At 56.6% G+C, this 10,325-nt stretch carries 11 protein-coding genes; 6 read left to right on the top strand and 5 right to left on the bottom strand.

Features of this window, described 5'->3' with window-relative positions:
- Positions 1-223: 223 nt before the first annotated feature.
- Positions 224-1,171, bottom strand: coding sequence for a sugar-binding transcriptional regulator (locus ACSZPU_RS19695; protein WP_499002281.1), 948 nt, complete (start codon positions 1,169-1,171; stop codon positions 224-226).
- Positions 1,172-1,370: 199 nt separating this feature from the next.
- Between ACSZPU_RS19695 and dalD the strand changes: the two genes are divergently transcribed.
- The 3 genes from dalD to ACSZPU_RS19680 all read left to right on the top strand — a co-directional run bounded on the left by dalD (position 1,371) and on the right by ACSZPU_RS19680 (position 5,578).
- Positions 1,371-2,768, top strand: coding sequence for a D-arabinitol 4-dehydrogenase (gene dalD, locus ACSZPU_RS19690; RefSeq protein ID WP_499002279.1), 1,398 nt, complete (start codon positions 1,371-1,373; stop codon positions 2,766-2,768).
- Between the two features lie 9 nt (positions 2,769-2,777).
- Positions 2,778-4,238 carry a xylulokinase gene (gene xylB / locus ACSZPU_RS19685; protein ID WP_499002276.1) on the top strand — a complete coding sequence of 487 codons (1,461 nt, stop codon included), beginning with the start codon at positions 2,778-2,780 and terminating at the stop codon, positions 4,236-4,238.
- Between the two features lie 65 nt (positions 4,239-4,303).
- Positions 4,304-5,578 carry an MFS transporter gene (locus ACSZPU_RS19680; protein ID WP_499002273.1) on the top strand — a complete coding sequence of 425 codons (1,275 nt, stop codon included), beginning with the start codon at positions 4,304-4,306 and terminating at the stop codon, positions 5,576-5,578.
- A gap of 29 nt (positions 5,579-5,607) precedes the next feature.
- On the opposite strand, the gene ACSZPU_RS19675 is transcribed toward ACSZPU_RS19680, so the two are convergent.
- The 4 genes from ACSZPU_RS19675 to yfcG all read right to left on the bottom strand — a co-directional run bounded on the left by ACSZPU_RS19675 (position 5,608) and on the right by yfcG (position 8,150).
- Complete coding sequence (locus ACSZPU_RS19675) at positions 5,608-6,108, bottom strand: GNAT family N-acetyltransferase (RefSeq protein WP_499002270.1); 501 nt, start codon at positions 6,106-6,108, stop codon at positions 5,608-5,610.
- 66 nt (positions 6,109-6,174) lie between these two features.
- Positions 6,175-7,080 carry a TIGR01777 family oxidoreductase gene (locus ACSZPU_RS19670; protein WP_499002267.1) on the bottom strand — a complete coding sequence of 302 codons (906 nt, stop codon included), beginning with the start codon at positions 7,078-7,080 and terminating at the stop codon, positions 6,175-6,177.
- 19 nt (positions 7,081-7,099) lie between these two features.
- Entirely contained in the window at positions 7,100-7,462 is a 363-nt protein-coding gene (gene folX, locus ACSZPU_RS19665) for a dihydroneopterin triphosphate 2'-epimerase (protein WP_499002264.1), read from the bottom strand.
- A 64-nt stretch (positions 7,463-7,526) separates the two neighbouring features.
- A complete protein-coding gene (gene yfcG / locus ACSZPU_RS19660; RefSeq protein ID WP_499002261.1) occupies positions 7,527-8,150 on the bottom strand; it encodes a GSH-dependent disulfide bond oxidoreductase in 624 nt (207 codons plus the stop codon).
- 130 nt (positions 8,151-8,280) lie between these two features.
- On the opposite strand from yfcG, the gene yfcF reads away from it, so the two are divergent.
- Genes yfcF through yfcD form a run of 3 tightly spaced genes read left to right on the top strand, consistent with a single transcriptional unit; the run spans position 8,281 to position 10,130 of the window.
- Positions 8,281-8,925, top strand: a complete 645-nt coding sequence (gene yfcF / locus ACSZPU_RS19655; RefSeq protein ID WP_499002259.1) for a glutathione transferase — start codon at positions 8,281-8,283, stop codon at positions 8,923-8,925.
- Between the two features lie 55 nt (positions 8,926-8,980).
- Positions 8,981-9,532, top strand: a complete 552-nt coding sequence (gene yfcE / locus ACSZPU_RS19650; RefSeq protein WP_499002256.1) for a phosphodiesterase — start codon at positions 8,981-8,983, stop codon at positions 9,530-9,532.
- 52 nt (positions 9,533-9,584) lie between these two features.
- A complete protein-coding gene (gene yfcD / locus ACSZPU_RS19645) occupies positions 9,585-10,130 on the top strand; it encodes an NUDIX hydrolase YfcD (protein WP_499002253.1) in 546 nt (181 codons plus the stop codon).
- The last annotated feature ends 195 nt before the right edge of the window (positions 10,131-10,325 follow it).

The following is a 10,325-nucleotide window of genomic DNA, read 5'->3' as shown; positions in this document are numbered from 1 at the left end:
AGTGTCCATGTTCGTGAAAGTGTCCATGGTAGAAAACACGGGCAAAAATAAAAGACGGTCTGGATGAGACGCTTACATCGATTCCCTATCCGGGCAGCCCGTTTACGGGCCGTAAGTAACGAAGTCTGATGCAAATGTCAGATCGTATGCGCCTGTTAGGGCGCGGCTGGTAAGAGAGCCTTATAGGCGCATCAGAAAAACCTCCGGCTATGCCGGAGGATATTTATTCCGCCAGCAGCTTCAGCGCGGTATCTTCATCGGTCACCAGTCCGTTGACCCAGCCCCCGACCAGCGCTGCACGAATCGCCACCAGTTTACGTTCCCCTCCGGCAAACCCGACCACTTTACGTTCCGTATGGCTGGTGAGCGGCACGCTGGTGAGCATCGCGTCCAGCTCGGAATCCAGGCGCACACCCTGATGATTAAAGAAATGGCCGAGCATCTCGCCCGCGACGTGCTGCGTCTCCAGGTCTTTGACCTGGGCGTCAGTAATAAAGCCTTCAGTGTTCAGCGGGCAGCCGAGTTCCACCTCGCCGATGCCGAGGAAGGTGACATCCGCACTGAGCGCCCTTGCGGCAACGCGCTGATAAATCTGATGCTGGCACCAGCTGTTTTTATCTTCCGGGCTGTCGGCATAGAGCGGTGCCGGAATGAAAAAATACTTACCTTGCATTTTCTCCGCCATTTTTAGCGGCACATCATAGCGTGTACCTGAATCATCGCGCGCGATTGCACCAATCATCGAGACGCACTGATGCTGCGGACGTTCGAGCGATGGCAGGGCGTCAATCACGGCGCGCAGCGTTTTACCGGAGCCGACGCCAAAGACCTGCGGTTTCTCTTCGCAGATAAACTGCGCCATCACCTGCGCCCCTTCCACTGCCAGCATTTGCTGGATGGCGTCGTCCTCGAGATCGGCTGATGGCACAACGCGGCACAGATTGAGGGCATATTTCTCTTGCAGGTCATGCGCCAGTTTCAGGCAACGGGTCACCGGATGGCTGATATTGACTGTGACCATCCCAGTTTCACGCGCGGCGGAAATCAGCCGCTGCGCCACTTGCCGCGACAGGCCCAGCGCTGAGGCAATGTCCTGCTGCGTTAATCCCGCCACGTAATACATCCATGCGGCGCGGGCGGCTAGCTCCTGTTTTTTCTCTTCTTTGTTCATCACACGTTCCCCAAATTTCCTGCCGCCATTGTACGCGCAATGGGCAGATTCACAAAAATGGGCAAATGTCCTTTTTAAGGGCAAATGCTATTTTCGTGAGTTTCCTCGCAGAAAGCCCCTGCAACTCACTACTAACATACGCACAACAAACGGGCATAAGCCCGTTGAACTGTCAAATGCTCAAATTGAGGTGATGATTATGTCCGAGAAGAAAGCGGTGTGGATGCATATTGGTGCCGGGTCGTTTCATCGTGCTCATCAGGCGTGGTATCTGCACAAACTGATGAAGCAGGGCGATGACCGCTGGAGCATCGCGCTGGGTAATATTCGCGATGACGCCAGCGTGCTGTTGGACCATCTCGCCGCGCAAAAAGGTGAATATGTGCTGGAAACCGTATCGCCGGAGGGCGAACGTCAGTACGAAACCATCACCTCAATTCGTAAAGTACTGCCATGGGATAGCGAAATCAGCGCGCTGGTAGAGCAGGGGGCCGATGCTCAGACCCGCGTGATTGCGTTCACCGTCACCGAAGGTGGCTACTACCTGACGCCGGAACACGAGCTGGATCAGCAGCAGGCCGATATTCAGGCCGACCTGCAGGGCGGGATTCGCACACTCTACGGCGCGCTGACCCGCATTCTCAAACAGCGTATTGCGCAGCATGGTCAACCCGTCACTTTGCTGAACTGCGATAACCTGCGTCATAACGGCGAGCGTTTCCGCCACGGTTTCCTCTCCTTCCTGCAGGCGAAAGGGGAAAGTGAACTGCGCCAGTGGGTAGAAAAAAACACCACATCACCCAACACCATGGTTGACCGTATTACCCCGCGCCCGACGCCGAATGTAGCAGAGCGCGTGCTGGCGGCGACCGGCATTAAAGATGCGGTACCGGTGATGGGGGAATCCTTTATTCAGTGGGTGATCGAAGACGATTTTATCAATGGCCGCCCGGCGCTCGAAAATGTGGGCGTGGAGCTGGTGGACTCCGTACTGCCGTGGGAAGAGGCGAAAATTCGCATTCTTAACGCCACCCATAGCTGCATCGCGTGGGCAGGAACGCTGATTGGCCTGAGCTTTATTGATGACAGTACCCGCCAGAGCGCTATTCGCCAGATGGCCTGGGAATATGTCTCCCGCGATGTCATTCCGTCGCTGACGCCAAGCCCGCTCGATCTGGCGAAATACCGCGATGTGGTGCTGGCGCGCTTTAGTAACCCGTATATCAAAGATACCAACCAGCGCGTGGCCGCTGACGGCCTGTCCAAAATTCCGGGGATGGTCACGCCAACCCTGATCGAATGTTACAAACGCGGTGAGGTCCCGTCTGCGACCGCCGTGCTGCCCGCGCTGTTCTTCCTGTTCATCAAACGCTGGGCCGATGGTTCCCTGCCATACACCTATCAGGATGGCGTGATGCAGCCTGACGCCGTACGCGCCGTCTTTAACGCAGCCGATCCGCTGGCGGTGTGGGCAGCGGATGAGGCGCTGTTTGCCGAGCTTGCGAAATCCGCCGAGTTCTTAGCCCTACTGCGTCGTACCGTTGCCGAGCTGGAGCAGTGGGTCAAACAACCTGAGTCGCAGCTGGCGGCAGTGTAAGGGGGCGCTATGTACCTGGGCATTGATATTGGCACCTCAGAGTTAAAAGCGCTGCTGATCGACGGCGACGGCGCGATTGTTGCCTCGGCGCATGCCGCGCTGACGGTACAACGTCCGCATCCGCACTGGGCGGAGCAGGACCCGCAGGCCTGGTGGCAGGCCTGTGGACGCGTGGTCACCGAACTGCGCCAGCAGCATCCGCAGCAGTGGGCGGCTATCCGCGCCATTGGTCTTTCTGGCCAGATGCACGGCGCGGTATTGCTGGATAACGAGGGCAACGTGCTGCGCCCGTGCATTTTGTGGAATGACACCCGCAGCGCGACGGAATGCACCTGGCTCAGTGAGCACCATCCGGAAATGATGGCCATCAGCGGCAATATGATCATGCCGGGCTTCACCGCACCGAAGCTCGTGTGGGTGGCACGTCATGAACCGGCGATTTTTAGCCGCGTGGCGAAAGTACTGCTGCCAAAAGATTACCTGCGCTGGCGCTTAACCGGTGAATTCGTCAGCGACCCGTCCGATGCGGCAGGCACCCTGTGGCTGGATGTGGCAAAACGCGACTGGTCTGACGAACTGCTTGCCATGACCGACCTCAACCGCAGCCAGATGCCGTCACTGGTGGAAGGCAGCGAATCCAGCGGGACGCTGCGTGCCGCGCTGGCAACCGAGTGGGGCTTAAGCTCCTCGGTGGTGGTGGCAGGCGGCGGTGGTGATAACGCCACGTCCGCCGTGGGCGTTGGCGCAGTGGCACCAGGCGACGCGTTTATCTCTCTGGGTACCTCCGGGGTGATTTTCGTGGTTAACGATGCGCTGCAAGCGGACCCGGATTCCGGCGTACACGCTTTCTGCCATGCGCTCCCTGGACGCTGGCACCAGATGAGCGTGATGCTAAGCGCCGCCAGCTGCCTGCGCTGGATCTGTAATCTGCTTTCGGTTACTGAAAGCCAGTTGATGGACGAAATTGCCCAGCTCACGGAAGAAGAGCTGAAACGTGCGCCGGTGTTCCTGCCTTACCTTTCCGGTGAACGTACCCCACATAACGATCCGCTGGCGGCGGGGAGCTTCTTCAATCTTCGCCATGAAACCAGCCGCGCGTTGTTGGGGTATGCGGTGATTGAAGGGGGGACCTTTGGGCTGGCCGACGGGTTGAACGTGCTGGGTAACACCTCGATTTCCCAGTGCAGCCTGACGGGCGGTGGGGCTCGAAGCCCGCTGTGGGCGCAACTGATTGCCGATGTGCTGAACATTCCCATGGTCACGCATCCTGCCAGTTCCTCCGGTGCGTTGGGGGCCGCGCGTCTGGCCTGGCTGGCAGACGGTGGCGCCGAGGCGAAGGTGTGCCTCAAACCTCCGGTGGTCACCCGTTTTACTCCGCAGCCTGAACGCGGCCAGTGGCTGGCGAAGCGGTTAGCGCTGTTCCGTCTGCTCTATCAGCAACAACAGGTAGCTCGCACGCTACTGCCTTAAACCTTCTGCCCCGGCCTCTGTACCCTCGCCGGGGCACATCTCCCGGCTTATAAAGGAAGATTGTTATGCAATCTAATGAATACTGGTTTGGCTTACCGAAAAAACTGCTCTGGGGATTTGTGGCTATCGCGATTTTTATGGCTGGCGATGGCTTTGAAATGGCTTTCTTGTCGAAACATATTACCGATATGGGCTTCTCGCCCGCACAGTCGGCGGTGGTCTTTACGATTTACGGTTTGGCGGCGGCGCTGGCGGCCTGGGCATCCGGTGTGGTGGCGGAGCTTATTACCCCGCAGCGCGCAATGACCATTGGCTGCGTCCTGTGGGTCATTATGCATGCGCTGTTTATGTCAATGGGGCTGGGAATGCGTAACTACCCGCTGATGCTGCTGTTCTATGGCATTCGCGGTCTGGCCTATCCAATGTTTATCTTTTCTTTCATGCTGATGCTGGTCCAGGTGCTGCCGCGCCCGAACCTGGCAGCAGCGACGGGCTGGTTCTGGGCCATGTACTCCATTGGTATTGGCGTGGTGGGCAGCTATCTGCCAAGCCTGACCATCCCGATGTTCGGCGAAACAGGGACGCTGTGGTTTGCCATCGTCTGGGTTGGCTGTGGTGGCATTGTGGCTTTCTTTAGTCTGCGCAATGTACCGGTAGACCGCTCGCGGGTGAATTTGCCGCTGCGTGACAAAATGACAGAGCTTTCCCGCGCGGGCACCATTCTGTTTACTAACCGCGATATCTTCTATGCCTGCCTGATCCGCATCATCAATACGCTGTCACTGTTTGGTTTTGCGATTGTGATGCCGCTGTTGTTTGTCGACCGTCTGGGCTTTAGCATCTCTGAATGGCTGCAAATCTGGGCGGTGTTCTTCTTCGTGACCATCTTCACCAATATTTTCTGGGGGATCACCGGGGAATACATTGGCTGGATCCGCCAGGTGCGCTGGTTTGGCTGCCTGGGGATGGCGATTTCCAGCCTGACGTTTTACTACCTGCCGGTGTATGCCGGGCATAACTTCGTGGTGGCGCTGATTCCGGCGATCATGCTGGGGATTTTTGTGGCGGCATTTGTGCCGATGACGGCGGTCTTCCCGACGCTGGAACCGCATCACAAAGGCGCGGCGGTCTCCATTTACAACCTCTCCGCCGGGATGAGTAACTTTGTCGCCCCGGCGATTGCCTCCGCGCTGCTGCCGTTCTTCGATATCGTGGGCGTGGTGTGGGCTTATACCGGGCTGTATATCTTCGCCGGCGTGCTGACCTTTATCATCAAAGTGCCGCAGCCAAAACGCGTGCGCCAGGGACGCGCATCAGAAGAGGTGGAACAGAGCGTATAAGCTGACGTTAGGCGTAGTGACCCTGCGCCTTATCGCGTTTTCTCCAGACGATAAGCCCAGTCGTCGTAATCTACCCCGTTAATCCGGTAGGCTTTTTCCAGCACCTGTACCCGAACAAAGCCGAGTTTTTCCAGCAGCCGTACCGAACCCTGATTATCCGCCAGCACCCAGGCATTCAGCGCCGTGATGTGGGTCTGCGTAAAGGCGTAATCCTGAATGGCGTTCAGCGCTTCACTGGCGAAACCTTTCCCCTGCGCGAAAGGGGCAATGGCGTAGCCGACATCGGCTTCCTGCGGATGTTGCACACTAATATGCAGCCCAATGTCACCCAGCGGTTCGCCATTTCTGTCGCGAGTCACCCGTGCGTTGCTGTCGTTCAGGCGGGAGATAAACAGGGTGCGGATATCCGCTTCATCGGCCATTTCGCCCATAAAGCGCATGATGTCCGGGCTTTGGCGTAAAGAGAGAAAAAAGGGCCAGTCGGCCTCGGTAAACGCAGAGAGTGTCAGGCGCTCGGTGGTCAATATCATGAAGGGACTCGCCATTCCGGTAGCAAAGCCTTTGAGCTTAGCACCGGAATGGCACGGGTAAACGCCTTATAATGGTGGGGGCGTTACCACATCTTTTAGCGCTTCTTCTAAATCAAACCAGCGAAACGCGAACCCGGAGGCTTCGAGTCGTTTTGGCAGCGCGCGCTGGCCGCCGAGGACCAGCACGGCGGATTCGCCCATCATCAGGCGCACGGTGGCGGCAGGGGCGTGCATCACAGCCGGGCGGTTCAGGGCATGCCCCAGCGCGTGAGCGAACTGCTCGTTACGTGCCGGGTAGGGCGAAACCATGTTGAACGGGCCGCGCAGGTCGTTATTGAGCAGCCAGATAATGCCGTTGGCCATATCGTCGATATGAATCCAGGACATGTACTGGTGGCCGATGCCGACCGGGCCGCCAAGGCCGACGCGAAAGAGCGGCAGCAGTTTGGATATCGCCCCGCCTTTGCGCGCAATCACGACGCCAGTGCGCAGTAAACAGACGCGGGTGCGTTCGCTTTCCGCGCCGCTGGCGATCTGCTCCCAGCGGGCGCAAAGTTCGTGGGTAAACTCGTTATGCGGCGTCTCTTCCTCGGTGATCACCACATCGCCCGTGTCCCCGTAATAGCCAACGGCGGAACCGGAGAGAAACACTCCCGGCGGGTTTGCACTGGCTAAAATGAGGTCAACCAGCCTCTGGGTTATCTTCCAGCGGCTTTCACACAGGCGCTGTTTCTGATCGTCGGTCCAGCGCTTTTCGGCAATCGGTTCGCCCGCCAGATTGATGACGGCGCCGAAGTCATTGAGGTCAGTGAGATCGTCCAGACCCGGTAATAACGCAACGGTATCGCCCAGCGTTTGTTGTGCTTTGGCGGGATCGCGCGTTACCACGGTGATGGAATGGCCCAGCTCTTGTAAACGAGGAATCAGAAAACGACCAATCAGGCCTGTACCACCGGTAATCAGAATCTTCATGCAACCTCCAGTGTTACGCTTAACGACGCCAGCTCATGGTCATTGACACAGAGTCGGCGTAACGCAGTGCGTGAAGTTTATCGATCTCAACCTCAGCATAAGTTACCCAGCGATGTTCGCGTGCGATATCCAGCACATCCTGAGTTAATTTTTCCAGTAACGAGAAGCGGTTACTCTCGACATGGTGAATGATGCTTTTGGTTATAGTGCGGTAGTTTAGCGCGTCATTGATATCTTCGCTGGCGCGGGCCTTTTCGGCCGGGTAATGGATGCTGACATTGATAACGATATCCTGACGGTTTGCGACCTCTTCTTCTTTGATACCGATAAACGTGCGCAGGCGCAGATTTTTAATCCGAATAATGGCGTCTGGTTGTGACATTGCAGGCTTCCCTCAGTAATAACCTTCTCATCATACACGAGGAAAACGCGGCTGCTCGTTAGATTTACTGTGCTTTTGCGAGTGCGCGTATGGTTCCTGGACGGGTGCGAATGCGCTCAAACCAGTTGTTAACCGCCGGGTAATTTTCCAGCGCAATTCGCTGCCGTGGATGGGCGTTAACCCACGGCCAGGCCGAAATATCGGCGATGCTGTAATGTTCACCCGCCAGCCAGGGCGTCGACTCCAGCCGTTTGTTCATCACGCTGTATAGCCGCTGCGTTTCCACCTGATAGCGCTCAATGGCGTAGGGGATCGGCTGCGGGGCGAAGTGGTTGAAATGGTGGTTCTGACCAAGCATCGGCCCCAGCCCGCCAACCTGCCAGAACAACCATTGCAGCGTGGTGTGGCGCTCGCGCAGTTCACCGCTTAGCAGTTTGCCAGTTTTTTCTGCCAGATAGAGCAAAATAGCGCCGGATTCAAACAGACTGATGGGGGCACCGCCATCAACCGGTGCGCGGTCAACGATCGCCGGAATTTTGTTGTTGGGGGAGATGGCCAGAAAATCAGGGCGAAACTGCTCGCCTTTGCTTATATCCACCCGAATGAGTCGCCAGGCCAGCTCTGCTTCTTCAAGAAAAAGCGTGATTTTTTGACCGTTGGGCGTTGGAGCGTAAAAGAGATCGATCATTTGTTCTCCCGTTTCGCGATGTTGTTTTAATTGAGTATAGGCGTTACTTATCACCCGTGAGTTTTCATCAAGTGACAGTCTTAACAAGACGTTATATTTTGATGGGAAACTTAATCGTTGAGAGGATGTTATGAGCGAGCCGACAATCACGTTGTGGTCAGATGCGGATTTTTTCTCCCCTTATGTCATGTCAGCTTATGTAGCGCTGCAGGAAAAAGGGCTGCCTTTCACTCTGAAAACTGTTGACCTGGAACAGGGGGAACAGCAGAAGGCGGGATGGACCGGCTACCACCTCACTCGCCGCGTGCCGGTGCTGGAAATTGAAGGTTTCGAGCTGAGCGAGTCCTCTGCTATCGACGAGTATCTGGAAGAGCGTTTCGCGCCGCCGGAATACGAACGTATCTATCCTCACGATTTGCAAAAACGTGCCCGTGCCCGTCAGGTACAGGCGTGGATCCGCAGCGACCTGATGCCGATTCGCGAAGAACGTGGCACCGATGTCATTTTCGCCGGCGCGAAGAAAGCACCGCTGAGCACGGCAGGCCAGCATAGCGCTGCCAAACTTTTTGCCCTTGCCGGTGAACTGCTGGGGCACGGTAAGCCGAACCTGTTTGGCGAATGGTGTATCGCCGATGCCGATCTGGCGCTGATGATTAACCGTCTGGCGATGCACGGCGATGCAGTACCGGAGCGCCTGGCGGATTATGCCGCTTTCCAGTGGCAACGTTCCTCGGTGCAGCGCTATGTCGCACTGTCGGCGAAGCGTGCGGCCTGAGACCCGGTCGCGCCTGCGGTATGATAGGGCATTCTCGTTAACCTGAGGTGTAGTGATGAAACTGATGTTCGCATCCGATATTCACGGCTCGCTGCCCGCCACCGAACGTGTACTGGCGTTGTTTGCTGAAAGCGACGCGCAGTGGCTGGTGATTTTGGGCGATGTACTGAATCACGGGCCGCGAAACGCCCTGCCGCACGGGTATGCGCCCGCGCAGGTGGCAGACCGACTCAATGAACAGGCGTCGCGCATTATTGCGGTACGCGGCAACTGTGACAGTGAAGTCGACCAGATGCTGCTCCATTTCCCGATTACCGTCCCCTGGCAGCAGGTATTATTGCCCGCGCAGCGCCTGTTTTTGACCCATGGTCACCTGTTCGGGCCAGACAATTTACCGCCGCTGGCGCAGGGCGATGTGCTGGTCTATGGTCATACTCATCTGCCCGTGGCGCAGCGACAGGGTGATATCTTCCACTTCAATCCGGGCTCGGTGAGTATTCCCAAAGGGGGATTTGATGCCAGTTACGGCATGCTGGAAGAGGGTGTTTTGCGTGTAATGGCACTGAATGATAAGCGGCTTATTGCACAGGTCGCGATTAATCCGTAAGTTACCCTTCAACTAAAACGCGCCATAAGAGCGCAATGACGAGACATTTCTGATGGTGGAACCGAATCATTTTACAGGCACGGAGTGGGTGGATATTGTCAGCGAGGACAACGAAGTCATCGCCCAGGCGAGCCGCCAGCAAATGCGCGCGCAATGTTTGCGTCACCGTGCGACCTACATTGTTGTCCATGACGGTATGGGCAAGATCCTGGTTCAGCGCCGTACGGAAACCAAAGATTTTATGCCGGGTATGCTGGATGCCACCGCAGGCGGTGTTGTTCAGGCTGATGAAGTGCTGCTGGATTCCGCTCGCCGTGAAGCCGAAGAAGAGCTCGGTATTGCCGGTGTCCCGTTTGCTGAACATGGCACATTCTATTTTGAAGACGAACACTGCCGCGTGTGGGGTGGGCTGTTTAGCTGTGTTTCCCACGGCCCGTTTGCCCTGCAGGAAGAGGAAGTGAGCGAAGTCTGGTGGATGACGCCGGAAGAGATCACCGCTCGTTGTGATGAATTCACCCCGGATTCACTCAAGGCACTGGCGCTGTGGATGACCCGCAACGCCAGCAACAACGTCGAAAAAGCCGAAGAAACTGAGTAATCCCGCCAGAAGGCAGAACAGAGACGCACGACGTTTTGTTCTGCCTTTTTATTGCCTGCCATTCCTGACCCGTCGCTTTTCAATAAAACACTGACAGACAGTGTTTCGGCACCGATACACTAGGCTGTGTCCCTTAATTGCATAACCTCTTGTAAAACAATCGGATGCAACCCAGCTTGACCATTGAAAGATAAT

Source organism: Phytobacter sp. V69 (assembly GCF_965644215.1).
In the GTDB taxonomy this organism is placed as follows: Bacteria; Pseudomonadota; Gammaproteobacteria; order Enterobacterales; family Enterobacteriaceae; genus Phytobacter.
This window is presented reverse-complemented; position numbering and strand designations above follow the sequence as displayed.

Bases quoted from the DNA above. Each gene is read 5' to 3' on its own strand.
- ACSZPU_RS19695 (WP_499002281.1), bottom strand. From the start codon at position 1,171: ATGAACAAAGAAGAGAAAAAACAGGAGCTAGCCGCCCGCGCCGCATGG.
- dalD (WP_499002279.1), top strand. From the start codon at position 1,371: ATGTCCGAGAAGAAAGCGGTGTGGATGCATATTGGTGCCGGGTCGTTT.
- xylB (WP_499002276.1), top strand. From the start codon at position 2,778: ATGTACCTGGGCATTGATATTGGCACCTCAGAGTTAAAAGCGCTGCTG.
- ACSZPU_RS19680 (WP_499002273.1), top strand. From the start codon at position 4,304: ATGCAATCTAATGAATACTGGTTTGGCTTACCGAAAAAACTGCTCTGG.
- ACSZPU_RS19675 (WP_499002270.1), bottom strand. From the start codon at position 6,108: ATGATATTGACCACCGAGCGCCTGACACTCTCTGCGTTTACCGAGGCC.
- ACSZPU_RS19670 (WP_499002267.1), bottom strand. From the start codon at position 7,080: ATGAAGATTCTGATTACCGGTGGTACAGGCCTGATTGGTCGTTTTCTG.
- folX (WP_499002264.1), bottom strand. From the start codon at position 7,462: ATGTCACAACCAGACGCCATTATTCGGATTAAAAATCTGCGCCTGCGC.
- yfcG (WP_499002261.1), bottom strand. From the start codon at position 8,150: ATGATCGATCTCTTTTACGCTCCAACGCCCAACGGTCAAAAAATCACG.
- yfcF (WP_499002259.1), top strand. From the start codon at position 8,281: ATGAGCGAGCCGACAATCACGTTGTGGTCAGATGCGGATTTTTTCTCC.
- yfcE (WP_499002256.1), top strand. From the start codon at position 8,981: ATGAAACTGATGTTCGCATCCGATATTCACGGCTCGCTGCCCGCCACC.
- yfcD (WP_499002253.1), top strand. From the start codon at position 9,585: ATGGTGGAACCGAATCATTTTACAGGCACGGAGTGGGTGGATATTGTC.